Raw genomic sequence first — 16,749 nt, 5'->3', positions numbered from 1 at the left:
ACGTAGGGACTCGGCACTCAGCCGGAACTGGCGTCACCGGCCGGGATGGGGACTCCGGCGGCCACCCGGTTGTCCGCGGCCGTCGTCATCCGCAGCAACGGCAGCGAGGCGACGACCATGCCGAGCGCGAACACCGCGCCCAGCACCCCGGGGCCCGCGTGGTCCAGCAGCAGTCCGACGGCCAACGGGCCCGCGCCGGTGCCCAGCGCCGAGGAGCCGCTGAGCGAGGCGACCCACCTGCCCGACGGGTCGAGCACGGCCGCGGCCGCCACCATCTGCACCAGCACGGCCAGCTGGCAGGCCTGCCAGACCACCGCCGCCGCGGTGAAGAGCGCCGGTTCGTCGCTGATCACCACCACGGCCATCGAGATGGCCTCCACGACGACGAAGACCACCATCGATCTGAGCCGCCCGAACCGGCGGGCCGCCGGTGTGCCCGCCACCGCGCCGGCCAGCGCCACGACACTCGACACCGCGAGGATCAGCGACACGGCGGTGGCGTCCAGGCCGGTGTGCTCGCGGCCGAGCACGGAGGCGTAGGCCCACGTGCCCTGGGTGATCGTCCAGAGCGCCGCGGTCCCGATCAGCAGGACGGCAGACGGCCGCCCAGTCGCCGCTTTAGTGGTGGCGGCAGGACTCTCCGGCAGCGTCCCCACCAGGAACCAGGCAGGCACACAGCACGCCGCGAGCAGCAAGAACCCAGCTCCCGCCCACTGCTCGTTCACCAGCGGCACCGCCACGATCATCAGCGCGGCGACCACCACCGTGCCCGCCACCGCGACCGCCGACGCCCGGTCGGAGTCCTCCGTCGCCGCCAGCGACGCCGTGGCCGCCGCGTAGACGATCCCGAGTGCGGCACCCAGCAGCAGGTTGGTCAGCAGCAGCGTGACCGGGTCGTCGGCCAGGGCCACCCACAGCGCTCCGAACGCCGCCAGCACGAGGCCGAGGCGCACCATCGCGACCCGGCCCGTCCTGGCCGCGCGGGCCGCCAGCAGGAGGGTCACGACGGCGGTCGCCGTCAGCTGGGCCGCACCGACCAGTCCCGCGCCCGCGCCGGACAACCCGGCGCGGGACGCGAAGTCGTCGATGAACACCGGCATCACGTTCGTGCCCGCGCTGCCCATCGCGACCCCGGCGACCAACGCGGCCGCGGCACCGAGGGACAAGACCTTCGGCACGGGTCAGCCCGCCCAGACGTCTTCGACGTAGCGGTCGGACTCCCGCAGCCCGGCGAGCCACAGGGCGGCCTGGCGCTCGTCACCGCCGGTGTGCTTGCGGTGCAGCTCCATGAACGCCTCGCGCACCGCCGGTGCCATCCGGCGGCCGTCACCGCAGACGTACACCCGGCCACCGCGCGACAGCAGCTCCCAGACCTCGTCGCCCTCAGCGGCGATGCGGTCCTGCACGAACGTGACACCGTCGACGGGTGCCTGCGAGAAAGCGGGACGCATGCTCACCGCACCCGCCTCCTGCGCCGCCTCCATCTCCGCGCGGTGCAGGTAGTCGACGTCCGGGTGGTCGCAGCCGAAGTAGGACAGCAGCGGACCGCGCTCGCCCGTGTGCAGCCGGTCGAGCACCACGCCGCGGAACGGCGCGACACCCGTGCCGGCGCTGACGAGGATCACCGGGACATCGGGGTCGAGCGGTAGGCGGAACGAGTCGCCGGCGGTCAGCACCCTGGCCTGGATCACGTCACCGGCGTGCACCGTCTGCAAGTAGCGCGAGGCGATGCCCTGGAACGTGCCCTCACCACCGCGGTGCGGTGCGGACAGCAGCGACACCATCAGGTCCACCTCCCCCGGTGACGCGTGCGCGGAAGACGAGATCGAGTAGTGCCGGGCCCGCATCACCGGCAGCAGTTCCAAGTAGCGCTCGAACGGCAGCTCGCAGGCGCGGTACTGCTCCAGCAGGTCGAGCACGCTGTGGTGGCCGGGCTCGGTCGCGGCGAGCGGTGCGCGTTCCGGCGGACACGCGGTGTGCTCGGCCAGCACGGCGATCTGCTCGGCCGTGGCGGGATCCTGCAGCTCGACGAGGTCGGTCAGCAGGCGGCGCAGGGTCAGCGGACGGTCGACCGGCAGGCTGTTGCGGCCGCGGCGGCGGGACTTGACCCGCACCGTGCGGTCGAGGTCGAGCCCGAAGCGGGCGGCGACGCGCTGCACCAGATCGTCCGGGTTGTGCGGGAGGACCGCGAAGTGGTCGCCGGTGCGGTAGGTGACGCCTTCCGGCAGGCGCACGCGCAGGAACCGCTTGGACCGGCCGAGCGGGTGCTCCACGTCCACCAGCTCGCAGGCCTCCAGCACCTGCATCGGCTGGACGCCGTGCCGCGCGGCGAGCTCACCGGTCACGGACTCGGAGGCGTCCTCCAACTCGTAGACCCCGGCGCTGGGCTCGTCCTCGACCGCGGCGGCTTGAGCGGTGCCGTAGCGCTCCATCAGCGCGGTCCACAGGTCCGCGGTCCAGCGGTCGACGGTGCCGGCGAAGTCACCGGCGGCGTCCGCGGCCCCGCGTTCCAGCAACCGGACCGCGCCCGCCGCTGCCAGCCGCTCGTCGATCAGCTGCGGGACGCGTTGGTAGGTGGCGGCCCAGTTGCGGTCGCCGACGCCGAGCACGGCGTACGGAAGTCCTTGCAGCGAACCGGGTTCGAGCTCTTCGGTCCATGCGAGGAACCGTGCCGCGTCGTCGGTGGGACGGCCGTTGTACGAGGCGGCCACGATCACCACCGGGTCGCCCGACCCGGCCAGTTTGCCCGCCATGTCGTTCAACGCCGCCACCGTCGTGGCGAAACCGCGCTCGTCGCCGTCGACGGCGAGGTCTCCGGCGATCCCCGTGCAGGTGCCGAGGTTGGAGCCGTGCAGCAAGGCCAGCGCGGTACCTGCTGCACGGCTGACTGTGGTGGCGCCGACCGCCGTGGTCCGGTCGGCACTCACGGTGGCACGGCGCCGCTCGCCGCTGGTGCGCCGGGCCAGGCGCAGCGTGAAGGCGTCCGGCTTGAGCGTCAGCGACTGCTTGATCTTCAGCTCGTAGTTGGTGTGGTCGATGAACCGGTAGCGGTGCACCAGCAGCGCCAGCACCAGGGTGGCCTCGTGCAGCGCGAACTGGCGGCCGATACAGGCGCGTTCGCCACTGCCGAACGGCTTGAACAGGTGCACCGGCCGGGTCTCCTCACGTTCGGGCGAGAACCGCTCCGGGTCGAACAGCTCGACGTTGTCGCCCCACGCCGGGTCGCGGTGCAGCTGCGGGATCAGCACCAGCAGCCCCTCGCCCTGGCGCACCGCGTACTTGCCGCCGATCACGGTGTCCTCGACCGCTTCGACGCCGTACACCGGCGCGGTCGGCCACAGCCGCAGGCTTTCGCCCAGCACCTGCCGGAGGTAGGTGAGCTTGCCGATGTCGCCGTACTCCGGCTCGGGGTTCTCCGCGTCGCCCCACAGCGTGTCCACTTCGGACTGAGCGCGGGCCAGGGCTTCCGGGTGCTTGGTCAGGTAGTGCAGCGCGAACGACAGCGCGCCACTGGTCGTCTCGTGTCCGGCGATGATGAAGGTGATCGCTTGGTGACGGATGTTCACGTCGTCCAACGGCTCGCCGGTCCGTTCGTCGCGGGTGTGCAACATCCGGCCGAGCAGGTCGCCGGTGCTGGTGTCACCGGAGGCCCGGCGGCGGCGGATGACGTCGTCCACCAGGTCCTGCATGCAGGCCAGGTCCTCGCGGAACTGCTCGGCCTTGCCCCACTGGAACAACCCGCTCCACGGCAGCGCCTCGCCTTTGGCCTGGGCGAAGTCGAGCGCCCTCGTCAGCGCCGTCACGAACGGGTGCGGCTGGGTGCGGGCGAACGACTCGAAGTCGTAGCCGAAGCCGCACAGCCCGATCGTGTCGAACGTCAGCCGGGTCATGTCCTCGGTGACGTCGACGGCGTCCGGAGCGTGGTCCCACTTCTCGATCAACGTCCTGGCCACGTCGACCATCGTCGAGTGGTAGCCGCGCATGGCGCCCAGCGAGAACGCGGGCAACAGGACGTCGTGCGCCTTCTGCCAGTTCGGCTCGTCGTTGTACGCGGTGAAGAGCCCGTCTCCGCCGATGTCGCGCAGCAGCACCAGATCGGGGTGCAGGTTCTTGCGGAACCGGGTCTCGTCCGACAGTTCGGTGACGAGGTCGAGGCGGGAGACGAAGTTGATCTCCCGGTCGAACACGCGGAGCTTGAACAGCCCTCCGAGCTCCTTGGCCTCTGCCATGACGTGCAGCAGGCCGTCGACGCCGCTGGGAATGTCGAGAGCGTGACCGACCAGTGGCCAGGACGGGCGCTCGGGAATCGGCTCGGTGGCGGGGACGTGCGTCATCGGGTTGTGCCTTTCGCGCTGTGGTGGTTCAGATTCGTGACACGTGCGGGAGTCAGCGTTCGGGCACGAGCTCCCAGCGGCCGCCGTTGCGGCGAGCCAGCCCGCGGCGCTCCAGGTCCTCGAGGTAGCGGACCATCCCGGCGTCGCCGCGCTTGCGGAAGAACGGCAGGATCTTCGGCAGCAGGTTGGGCAGCAGCATCGCCAGCCGAGCGCTGAACGACTCGCGCGGCCGGGCGTAGGCCTCCAGCCGTGGCTTGTCGAGCATGCTGACCGTGGCCGCCACCACGTCGGACGGCTGCTGCGGCGGCTCCTGGAACTGCATGGAGTTGCCGCCGTCGACGGCCTCGCGGCGCAGCATCGGCGTGTCGGTCGCGGACGGCAGCACCGATCCGGCCAGGATGCCCTTCTCCCGCAGGTCGAGCCCGATCGACAGCATCGCGCCGCGCAACCCGAACTTGGACGCGCAGTACACCGGCGTCTCGCCCTGCGGGAAGAGACCGGCGAGCGAAACGGTGCTGATCACCCGCGGGTCGCGCGACTTCCACAGCAGCCCGATCCCGAGCCGCGTGGTGACCAGCGGCGAGGTCATGTTGAGCGCGATCTCGCGCTCGATGCTGGGGATGTCCCGCTCGTCGAACCGTTCGGTGCTGGTCATGCCGACGTTGTTGACCAGCACGTCGAGCCGGCCGTACTCCTCGCCGATCCGCTCGAACAGCTGCTCGATCTGCGTCCAGTTCAGGAGATCGCAGCCCACGCCGAGGTGGCGAGCACCGGGCAGCTCACCCGCGACCTTCTGCGCGCGGGCCTCGTCGATGTCGACCACGACGCACTGGGCGCCACCGGAGGCGAACCGGTGGCACATGGCGCTGCCGATGCCGCCCGCGCCTCCCGTGACGGCGATGACCTTGTCCCGGAAGTCGTAGCTCATGGTGGGTGCCCTTCGTGACGGCCGTTCATCTCTTGTCACGAAGTTATTTGGGTGCGGCGGGCCTGGAACTGGCCGACGCGGCCAGAGAGGGAACCGCAGCGGCCACCCCAGCAAAACGAAACCGCCGAGGACCAGAAGAGGGTCTTCGGCGGTTTCGTCCGAAATGGACAGGAACAGGCAGTCGTGCCGGTGACCGCGGTGCCTGACTTGGCTAGGTGGTAGGAGACCTGGGTGCCGCTCCAGCAATGGAACGTGAGGGTTGCTCGCTGGTTGTCCTTGGCATTGGCGAAGTGCGGAGAGGTTGTGCGCGCGCTGACCGAGTCCAGTTTGGACGAGTTGGAGTCCAAGGCGCTGATCGCGAGTCTCGGAGAGGCGCAGTCACCACTTGAGGAGGCAGTGTGACAGCGGTTCACAGGGTCTCGATGAGCTTCCTGAGTGGTGTGGCGAGGTCCGGGTGGTCGCCTTTGTCGATTCGGTGCAGCAGCCGGGCTGCGACGTAGAGCTGGGCGAGTTGTCCGGCGTCGGTGTTGAGCACGTCGGCGAAGATGTGGCGCACTCGTGCTGCGGTGTCGGGTACGAGAAGGCTGTAGCAGAGCAATGTGGCTGCGTCCGTCCCTGCCGGACCGCGGCCCCACAGTGCCCAGTCCAGCAGGCTGAAGTCCGGTCCCATGAGGTTGGCCCAGTGCAGGTCGCCGTGCACGGTTTCCCAGTGGCGGACCACGGGGTTCACCGAGTTTCCGAAGTGCTGCTGGATCCTGCCGGTGACCAAGGCCTGATCGGCGTTGACTCGCTCGGTCGGCGTCGCCGTGACCGCCTCGATGGTTCTGCGGAGGTCGGTCCACCACTGGTCGGGGAGGTTGAGCGGGTGGCGGAGGGTGTCGGTGGGGGAGCAGGGCGAGCCTGGTGCCAAGGTCATCAGCTCGGCGCGTTGCTGCCGCCATTCCTCCCACTCGTAGAGGTCGAGGACCTGCGGCTTGGGCAGTGTGGCGAACACGTTGGCGTCGAGGTTTCCGGTCCAGAAGTCGCCACTGGTCCACTGCTTGTCCTCCGACACCACCCGAAGCCAGAGCCGCCGGCCAGCCGCGTGGACAGGTGCGCTGATCGACCGGTCCAGCCGGCCGAGCCGGACTTGTCCGGTAACGGTGAGGCCGAGGTGGTCGGCGGCGTGGGTGAGGTTGTCGTGCATCCACCGCCGGAACCGCGCATCGGCTTCTCTGAGGTCGACGCGCGACGTTGGACCGGCGTGGTCGAGCACTGGTGGGCGGTGAAGCTGTTTGGACACGGGATCCTCTCGCCTTGGCGCTCACTGAACGCGCTGTGCGGTTTCCTTGGTACCGCTTGGAAAACCTCCAAGCGAGGAGCCGAACGGCTTGTGACCCGAACCGGGGAAGTGTTGAGCAGCTGCGAGATCACCGGTGTTCACAGTCGTTTCAGTGTGGACCAAATCCAGTGCGCACGTAATGCCATGGGTAGGGTCGTGCTCCTCAAAGAACCAGCCTGGACGAAACAGCCGAGAACGGTGCTCCAGCTTCGCGAGTGACTGCCCGCGCCCTGAGGGCGATCGAGCGATGACTCGGGGCTGTTCTGGAATCTGTCAGGCGCTCAGCAGATGGTGCTCACCGGTGAGTGCGGCGAGGGCTGTGGCGACTTCTTTGAAGGGTGGCGCGGACGTAGGTCGTGGTGTTGCCCGCGTCGCTGTTGGTGTCGTTGTGCCCGGCGAGGTGTGGAACCGGATGATCAGTGAGTCGAGTTGGGGGTCGTTGCCGGTGGTGGCGACGATGTCGTTGAGCTGGTCCATCTGCTTGCCGGACAGGGCTCGCCGGCTGCTGGGCTGTCGCCGGGGTTTGGGGACTTTGGTGGCGGGGTTGGAGCGTTCGTCGTTGACGGCGTGGCGGTAGAGGCAGCGCTTTGCTTGTGGCGTCGAAACGCAAAACAGGTGCTCAAGTGGACTTGAGCACCTGCCGCGTAGACGTCGCAAATTTGCGACATTTTGGTGTCCGAGGGGGACTTGGGTCCACTATTCGTGCTTGGGCAATTCGGGCACCAACCTCAGTGCACGGTTGCTGCGTGGATCAGTGCGCGTCCTGGCCTCGTAGATCTGCCGGATCAGCTCGATGCAGACCTCGCTCAGTGCCGTGGGCAGATCACGTTCCGAGGATGTGGCGACGAGGTGCAGGCGTGGTCTGCGGTCGATCCAGCATTCCAGGGTGAGTCGTTGCTCGGGGCCCTGGCGGTCCTTCAGGCTGATTTCCAGTTCGATCTGGTCGTCGCGGAATGACCGCAACGGCAGGCCGAGCGCGGTGAGGTGTTCCAAGACCCATCCGCGTTCAGATGCGAGGAATCCGGTAGCGAGGCGTAGGCGTCGGGCGAAGACCGCAGTGTCTTCTGGGGTGTGAGGCATGCGCTCACCGTCCTTTGTGGAGCGTGCACCGCGTGCGGGCGGTGATGCGAACTCGCGTGTGGTGGGGCAAAACCGGGTGTAATGAGGCCGGTGCCCCTCGATCGGGGGATGGTCGAGGGGCACCGGGTCGGTGTCTCCGTCAGCGTGTGTCAGCTGGTAGGAGCACGGTGTGAGGTCAGACGGCGCGGACGGAGGTGGCCTTGGGGCCGTGAGTGACTTCGATCTCCGAGTAGTGCACGAGGACGTCAGGCCCGTTCTCGCGGGAGAGGAAGCCGAAGCCCTTCTTCGCGTTGAGCCACTTTACGTTTCCCTGCATCAGGCGTCGTGCGTCACCGGCAGATGCAGTCCCGGGACAGCGCGCCGGCCGTGGTCGCGACGCAGTAGCGAACGCCGATCGGGTCGTGCTCGTGCGACGGGTGTGGGCACACAGCACAGATGTCGGCAGCGTCGGAGCCGCCGGTCAGTGCAGCGGTCTGCAGGTCAGACGCGGGCATGCGGGTGCTCCGATGATCGGTGTTGGAACGAGAGGATGCGGGGGTTCAGGATGGTTCCGTCGCGGATCTCGATGGCACGCCGGATGATCTCGCTGGAGTCCCAGACGCCGCTGAGCACCGTGCGCAGGTGCGGGAGCAGTGCTTCGCTGATCTCCCAGGTCGCCGAGTTCCACAGGTAGGACGGGCTGTGGTCGACACCGTAGTAGTGCACGTGGTCTCCCACCAGGAAGTCCGGCTGTGCGAACGAGGTGGGGCGCGCCCATTCGAAGCCCATGCCCTCGTCGCAGGAGACGTCGACCACCAGCGTTCCCGAGGCCAAAGTGGACAGATCGTCGTTGATGAGGAACGTCAGCGGCGCGTCGGTGTCCTGGAGCACGCAGTTGACGATGATGTCGTGCTCCGAGAGGAACCCCGCCAGCGGCACGCGGCCGGCGTCGGTGAAGGCGTGACTGCGCCGCGGATTGGCGGCGTCGTGGTCGAAGTGGACCATCCGCGCGGAGTGGATCGGCGAGCTGACGGCCGCGACGCCGCGGTTGGTGAGGATGTTGACCTCGTGCACCCCGTGCGCGTTGAGGGCGGTCACGGCGCCTCGCGCGGTTGCGCCGAAACCGATCACGACGGCGCGCAGCCGACGCCCGTAGTCGCCGGTCGAGCCGATGAGCTGCAGGGCGTGCAGAACCGAGCAGTAGCCGGCGAGCTCGTTGTTCTTGTGGAAGACATGCAGGCCGAACGAACCGTCGGAGGTCCAGTGGTTCATCGCCTCGAAGGCGATGAGCGTCAGCCGCCGGTCGACGGCCAGCTGCGTGAGCTTCTCGTCCTGGACGCAGTGCGGCCATCCCCACAGCACCTGTCCCTCCCTCAGCTCCGCGACGTCCTCGGCGAGCGGTTTGGGCAGCAGGATCACATCGCATTCCGCGATGAGCTCCTCGCGCGAGCGCAACCCCGCGACGGATGCGGTGAGTTGCTCGTCGGAGACGCCGAAGCGTTCTCCATAGCCGTGTTCGAGGTAGATCCGGTCACGAAGATCCGCGTCGATCCGAGCCAGGTGCAGCGGGTGGATGGGAAGCCGGAGTTCGTTCTCCTTGCGGGACTGTGCGATGACTCCGAGGCTGAGCTGATCCACGTGTGCCTTGTTTCTTCGATGGTGGGGTGTCCGCGGCAGCGCGACAGAGGGAGTCAGTCGCCACTGAGGTTGGGCGGCCCGAGCGCTGTGGGTGCCGCCAGGTCGAGGTCGGCCGCACGGAGCCGGAACACCTGCAGTTCGACACCGAAATACTTGGTGGTCTCGCCGACCCAGTGCATGCCGTTGTTCCGGACGGTGGCCGCGGCGCGGGCGTTGCCGGGCCGGACGACGGCGAAGATCTCCTGGACGTCCTGGCTGAACGCCCAGGCGGCCAGCGCATGGGTGGTCTCGGTCGCATAGCCGTTGCCCCAGGCGTCGGGGCGCAGCTGCCAGCCGATCTCCAGATCCTCGTTGCCCGGCGGTAGCGGGAGCAGGATGGCGCCGCCGATCACACGGTCGTCGGTGTTGCGTTGGATGGCCCATCGGCCTGCCGGAGCAGGCAACCGGGCGGCTTCGGCGCTCCACTGCTGCAGCAGCAGCCGCATGGCCGCGAGGTCGGGCACCCGGTCCATGTCGGGGCTGAGCCAGCGAGTCACCTCGGCGTGGCCGTAGACATCCAGCGCGGCCTGTGCATCGTCGACCAGCCAGGGCCGCAAGGTCAGCCGCTCCGTGGTCAACGCGTGCGTGGTCCAGGTCGACGTGCTCATATCGGTACTCCGTCCCCCGGCTGCGTGTTCTGGCCGGGTGATGTTCGAGCAAATGGTCCGATATGGATCGTCAGGCCATTTCGGGAAGGATCAAGGAGGCCGTTGAAAAATCGGCACTTTTGCCTCCATGTTACACGCATCACCGGCGCGTATGAGCGAGTTCTGCCTGATCAGAAAAACCGACGAACGCTTCCTGAGGATCAGCTGTGAGTTTTTGAGCTGCAGGTTTGCCTGACTGGAAGCGTTTTCTGCGAAATTTGGCAACATTTCGGTCGATCATGACTGAATCGGTGTAGGGTCGAGTTGTCGAGAACATCTCGCACATGGGTGGTCAAGCTCATGTCGTGCTCGGCGAAACCTATACCGGCTGTTTCCGGCCGGGGACGGGAGTTCCGGCATGACGTCGGCACCCCACCTTCCCATCGCCCCAGTGGCCACTGCGGTCACCGAGCGGCCTCGGCACCCGCAACGATTGCGATTGCGGCCGAAGGCGCCCACGACGGGGCATGTCGACGGTGCCTGGTGGCCACGTTCCCGGGACCTCGCCGCCGAACTGCCGGCGTTGCTCGCAACGCTGGCAGTTCGGCTGGGCGACGTCCTGCGGGTCAGCTACAACCTCACCGAGTGGGACTCCGCGCCCCGCCGCATCATCAGTGGTGGCCGCCAGATCCGGCTCGACGGGTTCATCTCCAGGCCCGCGCACACCGTGGACGTGCTCGCGGCGGACAAGCGCCGTCTCACGCTGCTCGTCGTGCCGTCGAACACTCACGCTACCGCCGCACACCAGACCATGATGCTGGCCGCGGCTCGCGACAACTCCCAGAGCGTCGACGAGTTGCTCGCCGCGGGTGTCAGCGTGACCACGCCGATCGAACGAATCCCAGAACAGAAGAGCAGGTGCACCTCATGACCGCGTCGACCTATGTGACTTTGTACGAGCGCAGAGTCAGGCTCGTCCAGGAAGTGTTGTCCGCGCATGCCAAGCTCAGCAAGAAGGACGCACGAGGCCTCGCAGTGCACGTGCTGGGCGCGCTGGACCACATCCCGGAGCAGGTGCGCTGATCACCGCCCCACCCCGGTCGAACAGTCCGAGCCTTCCTGCCGCCGAGGAGTTGCCTGTGAGCACCCGGCTGCTGCGCATCGGGTGCACCTTCACCTACCGCGCAGAGGTGCCGACCTCAACAGTGTTCCAAGTGAGACCTGTCGAGGACCAGGACCTGCGGGTGACCTGCGAACGGCTGGTGTTCGAGCCTGACCTGGCCCTGCGGCACTACCGGGACCTGTACGGCAATCCCTGCACCCGAGTGGTCCTGCCGGTCGGTCCGTCCACATTGCACTACAGTGCGCTGGCCGTTGTGCCGGACCGCGTCGAGGACACCGATGAGGATGCTCCGGAAGCGACGCCTGCGGATCTTCCGGACGACGTGCTCCTGTACACCCTGCCCAGCCGCTACTGCCTTTCCGACGCTCTCGGTGACGAGGCCTGGTCGAGGTTCGGAGCGCAGCCGCGCGGCTGTCGCCGGGTGCGGCAGATCTGCCAGTACGTCCACGACCACCTGAGCTTCGGCTACGGGACTTCCACCGCGCTGTCCACCGCGGCCGACGTCAACGCCGCGGGCGTCGGCGTCTGTCGCGACTTCGCGCATCTGGCGATCTCGTTCTGCCGGGCGCTCAACATTCCGGCCCGCTACGTCTTCGGCTACCTGCCGGACCTCGACGTGCCTCCCGACGGGGCGCCGATGGACTTCGCCGCATGGATCGAGGTCTGGCTGGGTGACCGCTGGTGGACCTTCGACCCGCGCAACAACACGCCCCGCAAAGGGCGCGTCGTCATCGGTCGTGGCAGGGACGCCGCCGATGTCGCCATGGCCACCACCTTCGGCGGCCCGTTGCTGGAGTCGATGGTCGTCCACGCCGAAGAGGACTTCGCGCCTGCCTGACGATGACGCGGCGCACCCGCGGAAGTCGTTCTCTTGAACCGCATGGGTGTGGGCACGGCGGCGCGTGGCGGCACCGGTGTTGCGTCGAGCGCGGTGTCGCCGAGTGGTCGGTGTAGTGTGGTGCCATCAGTCATGGTTCCGAAGTACCGGTCGCCCGTGATCACGTGTCACGGGCGTTTTGCTGTTCAGCGTCTCTGAGGGCCATGACGGATCACCTCCGGCTCCGCATCGTGCGGGTGCCGAATCATGGTTGGAGTGCACATGGCCACCGGAACCGTCAAGTGGTTCAACTCTGAAAAGGGCTTCGGCTTCATCGAGCAGGACGGCGGTGGCGCCGACGTCTTCGTGCACTACTCGAACATCGCCGCCCAGGGCTACCGCGAGCTCCAGGAAGGCCAGAAGGTCTCCTTCGAGATCACGCAGGGCCAGAAGGGCCCGCAGGCGGACAACGTCGTCCCCGCCTAGTCCGCGTTCCGCCGCTGGTCGACCAGCGACGTGCACGCACGAACACCAAAGCCCGCCGGTTGAGTCCAACCGGCGGGCTTTGCTCGTTCACTGTGCCGGGTGGCGCAGTGGTGATCCGGCATCGTGCAAATGGCGCAGTACCTGGGCGTAGGAGTGGCGCAGGGTGGTTTTGCTGTACGGGATGCCGTGCCGCAGGCAGAAGTTCTCGACGACGGGTTGCGCGCGCCGCAGGTTCGGGCGGGGCATGTGCGGGTAGAGGTGGTGCTCGATCTGGTGGTTGAGGCCGCCGAGCAGGGCGTCGACCCACCTGCCGCCGGTGACGTTGCGGGAGGTGAGCACCTGCTTGTGGAGGTGGTCGAGGCGCTGGCCCTCGGTGATGATCGGCATTCCCTTGTGGTTGGGTGCGAAAGAACAGCCGAGGTAGACGCCCATGAGGCCTTGGTGCACGGCGATGAACACGATTGCCTTCGCCGGCGACAGCACGAGGAACACCGCCGTCAGGTAGGCGATCATCGGCAGGATCTGGAGCGCGGCTTCGCGCCACGGGTTGCGCAGTTCGTTGCGGCACAACGCGACGAGGCCGGAGATGCGCAGCACGGCGGCTTCCGCGAGCAACAGCGGGAAGAACAGGAACGCCTGGTGTTTGGTGATCCAGCTGTACAGGCCGCGTTTCTGAGCAGCCTGCGCACGGCTGAACGCGAGGGCGTGGATCTCGATGTCCGGATCGTGGTCCTCGTGGTTGGGGTTGGCGTGGTGGCGGTTGTGCTTGGCGACCCACCACTGGTAGCTGATGCCGGTGAGGCTGCCGTGCAGATGTCCGACGACGTTGTTGTTGCGATGACTGCGGAAGATCTGCCGGTGCCCGGCGTCGTGCCCGATGAACGCCAGCTGTGTTGAGGCCACGGCCAGAACGGCTGCCGTGACCAGTTGCCACCAGGAGTCGCCCAGCAGCGCGAACGTCACGGCGATCGCGCCGAGCAGCAGCGCGTTGACCGCCATCCGCAGCAGGTAGTAGCCGCGCCGCCGATTCAGCAGGCCGGCGGCTTTGAGTTCCTTGGTGAGGCGGGCGAAGTCGCTGCCGCGGGGGCGGTCAGCCGTGTCTGTCGGGACGGCGTGCGTTGAGGTCATGTATCTGCTCCGGGTAGATGGCTGTGTGGAGCCGTTGTGGGGGTTCACTTGTCGGCTTCGGTGTCCAGGCCGGGTTCGTCCGGGCCGGACTCCTCGGGTTGGCTGGTGTGCACGTCGGCGGGTAACACGTGTTCGTCTGCCTCGCTGCGCAGGGAGCGGATCGCGGAGTTGAGCACCGCCAGCAGGGGAACGGCGAGCAGTGCGCCCGCGATGCCTGCGACGAGCAGGCCGGCCGCGATGGCCAGCACCACCGCGAGCGGGTGCAGCTTCACCGCGCGTCCGAGCAGGAACGGTTGCAGGATGTGGCTTTCCAACTGGTTCACCGCGATGACGATGATCAGGACGATCACCGCGGTCAGGGGACCGTTCGCGACGAGCGCGATGAGGATGGCGACGGCGCCGGCCACCACCGCACCGAAGATCGGGACGAACGCGCAGATGAACACCAGCGCCGCCAACGGAACCGCCAGCGGCACGCGCAGCACGGCCAGTCCGATGCCGATGCCGATCGCGTCCACCACCGCGACCGCTCCGGTGGCGCGGACGTAGCTGACCAGTGCGGCGAGGCTGCGCCGGCCTGCCACGTCGACCCGCCTGCGGGGTCCGTCGGGAACGACGCGGATGAGGAACTGCCAGATCCGGGGACCGTCGTAGAGGAGGAACGCGAGCGCGAACAGCACCAGCAGCATCTCGGCGAAGGTCTCGCCGACGGTCGCCGCGGTGGTGATGGCGCCCGTCGTGATGCCAGACTGGTTGTCCTGCAACGTTTTCACGATCCGGTCGGCGAAGTCGCGCAGCTGCGTCTCGCTCAGCTGCAGCGGGCCGTCGACCAGCCAGCCGGAGATCGCGTCGATGCTGCGGGCCAGTTGCGCGGCCAGGTCCGGCAGGCCGTTGACGAAGGTCACCACGACGAACGTCAGCATTCCGCCGAGCAGGAGCAGTCCGCCGACCAGCACCAGCGCGGTGGCGAGACCTCTGGGAACCCGGTGCGCCATCAGGAAATCGACGGCCGGTGCGAGCAAGGCTGCCAGCAGCAGCGCGATCGCGAGCGGGACGGCGAGTGCCGCCAGCCTGCTGAAGATGACACCGACGATGTAGAGCGCCGCGACCACGACCAGAAAGCGCCAGCTCAACGCCGCGCTGACCCGCAGCACAGCGGGAATCGGGTCCCGCGTGGGCGGCACGTCACCGCGGTCGGTGCTCACAACGTCCACACCTCCAGTGTCGATCTCCGACGCCGGGGTCTGGGATCATCGATGAGTTGGCAGGTGTCCGCCTGCGTCTGCTCGGAGTTCCCCGCCACGCCGGTCACAAACCCGGCTGGGTAGCAGGCGCGCCCACCGTCTCGGGCGGAAAAATGGCCGGTTCAGGTTTCGATGAGTACAGCCTGAGCTGGACCGCTCAGCGGGAGAGATCCTCGACAAAATCAACCCTACACCGTTCCGCTCCTGATCGACTGAAATATCTCGCGTTACTTATATGGTCGGCAGGCGCTTGCGGAGCTTCAGGTGCGACACCGCCGATCGGTCCGTTCGCCCTGCTAGATGCCCTGCGAAGGGCTGGATGTGGGACGGTGCTGAGCTCCTCGGCGACCGAAGGGGCATCATCGCCGGATTCTCATGTGAATTTCAGGTGATAGTGCACGCAGGTGATATAGAGTATGTGAAAGAGATTATTTCGACGTTCCCAGGTTTGCGGCTGAGGTCAGCTTCCCGCCCGCAGGGCAGGCGGTTCGTCTTGGCCATGAGGAGAGATTTCAGTGAGCACCGTCAGCGACAACGCATGAACGCAACTCCCGAAGATGCTTCAGTGATCGCACAGCGCCTGCACCTCGCCAGCGGCTTCCACTCCTCCGAACGCGACTGGGTCGTGGATCGCCTGGCCGCGCTCGGTTCCCGTCTGCGGTCGTACCGCGACGACGAGATCGAACTGGAGATCAGTCTCAAGGATCGCAAGGGCGCCGAGCAGCGCGTCATGCTGCAGTGCTGGATCAACCACGGCCACCGGCTGCACCTCGTCGCCACCTCGGCCCAGCGAGAGCTTCCCGCGGCGCTCAACGAGGTCCGCGACGAGCTGATCCGTCAGGTCGGCGAAACCAAGACTCGCACCGAGCCGCGCAGCAACCGCGCGCTGCGATCCGTCCCGACACCGCCCGAACTCGGCTAGCGGCACAGGTGCCGGTCGGTCCGGCAACGCCTCGGCACTGGAGCGCGGTCCCTGCTCGCGATCCCGCTCGTGCTCGGCTGCGCGGCTTCGCCCGCCGGGTGCCCTCCACCAAAGCTCCACAATGGACGGAAAGAAGAAGGCGGGATGCCGTCGAGGAATGTCCAACGCACATGCATCGCCGTGGCGGTACCGCGGCGATGTTCGGTGTTGCTGCCGGGCGTTGTCGTTCGCCGCGACGTTGACATCCTCGAACCTTCCCGCGGCTGGAGCGGCGTAGGATGGAGTTGACCGAAGGCACGTCGTAGCACCGGCGGTCAAGCTGATGCGGCCTTGGGCGTACCACGAGACCCGGCTGGTTCAGCTGGAGGCGGGAGCGCCGAGATGATCTCGGATCTGCTCTGCACTACTGCGGCGTCGACCGTGCACCACGGTCTGAGGTTGCCGCTCAAGCCGGATGCGATGTCCGGCAGGCACTTCGCCGGGAGCTGGCGACCGCTGTCGACCGACCCGGCCATCGATGTCCCCGCGCTCGTCATTCCGGCCAAGCGGCCCTGGTGACACCGGAGTCGCTCTCGACGTCCTCCCGCTCCCGCGCGCCCATCACCGCCACTCGCGCGTCGTTCACCGACCGATGTGGCCGATCAGGTATGTGCACCTGCGGTAACACCGCAGAACCGGACGCGGGCTCAGCTGGGGAGGTCGGTGTGGGGGGCGCGGCCGCGGGGGTAGACGTCGTGCTCGCTGATCGTGCCGTCACGGTCCCGGATGATGTGGTCGACCGCGTGCACGATCGCCATCTCACGACCGTTCGTGGTTGCTTCCTCCTTGGTGAGGTGGGTGCTGGAGACCTGTTCGCTGCCCTGGACCTTGTTCTTCCACCGGCCGTCTTCGAAGTAGGTTTCGACGTCACCACGCATGGGCTCGCTCCCGTCGGGGTTGCCCGGTCGAGTACCCCGGACGGCGAGCCGCACACCACGCGGGGACCTTCCAGTCCGCGCCCAGCCGCAGGGGTGCGTCCTCAACTTGAGCTGGTGCTCGAGTCACTGCGCCCACCCCGGCCTACGTCGTCAGCCGCCGCATGGAGATGCTCGCCTGGAGCCTGAGACCTCGCACCTCGCGTGGG

At 67.7% G+C, this 16,749-nt stretch carries 20 protein-coding genes; 6 read left to right on the top strand and 14 right to left on the bottom strand.

Annotation, left to right across the window (positions count from 1 at the left end; all coding sequences use genetic code 11):
- Nucleotides 1–17: 17 nt before the first annotated feature.
- The 11 genes from G7043_RS25760 to G7043_RS25710 all read right to left on the bottom strand — a co-directional run bounded on the left by G7043_RS25760 (nt 18) and on the right by G7043_RS25710 (nt 9,927).
- Nucleotides 18–1,178 (bottom strand): MFS transporter, encoded by a 1,161-nt coding sequence (locus G7043_RS25760; RefSeq protein WP_166049695.1) that lies wholly within the window; start codon nt 1,176–1,178, stop codon nt 18–20.
- Nucleotides 1,179–1,181: 3 nt separating this feature from the next.
- Nucleotides 1,182–4,334 carry a bifunctional cytochrome P450/NADPH--P450 reductase gene (locus tag G7043_RS25755; protein WP_166049693.1) on the bottom strand — a complete coding sequence of 1,051 codons (3,153 nt, stop codon included), beginning with the start codon at nt 4,332–4,334 and terminating at the stop codon, nt 1,182–1,184.
- Between the two features lie 52 nt (nt 4,335–4,386).
- The gene (locus tag G7043_RS25750; RefSeq protein WP_166049691.1) at nt 4,387–5,262 is read right to left on the bottom strand and encodes an SDR family NAD(P)-dependent oxidoreductase; all 876 of its coding nucleotides are present in this window, start codon (nt 5,260–5,262) and stop codon (nt 4,387–4,389) included.
- A gap of 35 nt (nt 5,263–5,297) precedes the next feature.
- Complete coding sequence (locus G7043_RS25745) at nt 5,298–5,675, bottom strand: hypothetical protein (RefSeq protein WP_166049689.1); 378 nt, start codon at nt 5,673–5,675, stop codon at nt 5,298–5,300.
- Nucleotides 5,672–6,448, bottom strand: coding sequence for an aminoglycoside phosphotransferase (locus G7043_RS25740; protein WP_166050202.1), 777 nt, complete (start codon nt 6,446–6,448; stop codon nt 5,672–5,674). The genes G7043_RS25745 and G7043_RS25740 overlap by 4 nt, the downstream gene beginning before the upstream one ends.
- 408 nt (nt 6,449–6,856) lie before the next feature.
- Nucleotides 6,857–7,060, bottom strand: coding sequence for a hypothetical protein (locus G7043_RS25735; protein ID WP_166049687.1), 204 nt, complete (start codon nt 7,058–7,060; stop codon nt 6,857–6,859).
- Between the two features lie 219 nt (nt 7,061–7,279).
- Nucleotides 7,280–7,576 (bottom strand): HPF/RaiA family ribosome-associated protein, encoded by a 297-nt coding sequence (locus G7043_RS25730; RefSeq protein WP_242642669.1) that lies wholly within the window; start codon nt 7,574–7,576, stop codon nt 7,280–7,282.
- A gap of 262 nt (nt 7,577–7,838) precedes the next feature.
- A complete protein-coding gene (locus tag G7043_RS25725; RefSeq protein WP_166049683.1) occupies nt 7,839–7,979 on the bottom strand; it encodes a cold shock domain-containing protein in 141 nt (46 codons plus the stop codon).
- Between the two features lie 13 nt (nt 7,980–7,992).
- Complete coding sequence (locus G7043_RS25720; protein ID WP_166049680.1) at nt 7,993–8,157, bottom strand: RGCVC family protein; 165 nt, start codon at nt 8,155–8,157, stop codon at nt 7,993–7,995.
- Nucleotides 8,144–9,280, bottom strand: a complete 1,137-nt coding sequence (locus G7043_RS25715) for a N(5)-(carboxyethyl)ornithine synthase (RefSeq protein ID WP_166049678.1) — start codon at nt 9,278–9,280, stop codon at nt 8,144–8,146. Before G7043_RS25715 ends, G7043_RS25720 begins: the two co-directional genes overlap by 14 nt.
- 53 nt (nt 9,281–9,333) lie before the next feature.
- A complete protein-coding gene (locus G7043_RS25710; protein WP_166049676.1) occupies nt 9,334–9,927 on the bottom strand; it encodes a GNAT family N-acetyltransferase in 594 nt (197 codons plus the stop codon).
- 430 nt (nt 9,928–10,357) lie between these two features.
- On the opposite strand from G7043_RS25710, the gene G7043_RS25705 reads away from it, so the two are divergent.
- The 4 genes from G7043_RS25705 (at nt 10,358) to G7043_RS25690 (ending at nt 12,332) form a co-directional block, all read left to right on the top strand.
- Nucleotides 10,358–10,837, top strand: a complete 480-nt coding sequence (locus G7043_RS25705) for a DUF5994 family protein (protein WP_207311721.1) — start codon at nt 10,358–10,360, stop codon at nt 10,835–10,837.
- Nucleotides 10,834–10,989 (top strand): DUF6307 family protein, encoded by a 156-nt coding sequence (locus G7043_RS25700; protein ID WP_166049674.1) that lies wholly within the window; start codon nt 10,834–10,836, stop codon nt 10,987–10,989. The genes G7043_RS25705 and G7043_RS25700 overlap by 4 nt, the downstream gene beginning before the upstream one ends.
- A gap of 56 nt (nt 10,990–11,045) precedes the next feature.
- Nucleotides 11,046–11,867, top strand: a complete 822-nt coding sequence (locus G7043_RS25695) for a transglutaminase domain-containing protein (RefSeq protein ID WP_166049672.1) — start codon at nt 11,046–11,048, stop codon at nt 11,865–11,867.
- A gap of 261 nt (nt 11,868–12,128) precedes the next feature.
- Nucleotides 12,129–12,332: a cold-shock protein gene (locus tag G7043_RS25690; protein WP_112264168.1), complete on the top strand. Its 204-nt coding sequence runs from the start codon at nt 12,129–12,131 to the stop codon at nt 12,330–12,332.
- Between the two features lie 87 nt (nt 12,333–12,419).
- On the opposite strand, the gene G7043_RS25685 is transcribed toward G7043_RS25690, so the two are convergent.
- Nucleotides 12,420–13,460, bottom strand: a complete 1,041-nt coding sequence (locus tag G7043_RS25685) for a fatty acid desaturase family protein (protein ID WP_166049670.1) — start codon at nt 13,458–13,460, stop codon at nt 12,420–12,422.
- A 44-nt stretch (nt 13,461–13,504) separates the two neighbouring features.
- Entirely contained in the window at nt 13,505–14,665 is a 1,161-nt protein-coding gene (locus tag G7043_RS25680; RefSeq protein WP_166049668.1) for an AI-2E family transporter, read from the bottom strand.
- A gap of 604 nt (nt 14,666–15,269) precedes the next feature.
- Here G7043_RS25680 and G7043_RS25675 point away from each other — a divergent pair.
- The gene (locus G7043_RS25675) at nt 15,270–15,626 is read left to right on the top strand and encodes an HPF/RaiA family ribosome-associated protein (RefSeq protein WP_313888066.1); all 357 of its coding nucleotides are present in this window, start codon (nt 15,270–15,272) and stop codon (nt 15,624–15,626) included.
- Nucleotides 15,627–16,007: 381 nt separating this feature from the next.
- Nucleotides 16,008–16,184, top strand: a complete 177-nt coding sequence (locus G7043_RS25670) for a hypothetical protein (RefSeq protein WP_166049664.1) — start codon at nt 16,008–16,010, stop codon at nt 16,182–16,184.
- 128 nt (nt 16,185–16,312) lie between these two features.
- On the opposite strand, the gene G7043_RS25665 is transcribed toward G7043_RS25670, so the two are convergent.
- Nucleotides 16,313–16,543, bottom strand: a complete 231-nt coding sequence (locus G7043_RS25665; protein ID WP_166049662.1) for a DUF2188 domain-containing protein — start codon at nt 16,541–16,543, stop codon at nt 16,313–16,315.
- Nucleotides 16,544–16,749 lie beyond the last annotated feature (206 nt).

Source organism: Lentzea alba (assembly GCF_011067745.1).
GTDB classification, from domain to species: domain Bacteria; phylum Actinomycetota; class Actinomycetes; order Mycobacteriales; family Pseudonocardiaceae; genus Lentzea; species Lentzea alba.
This window is presented reverse-complemented; position numbering and strand designations above follow the sequence as displayed.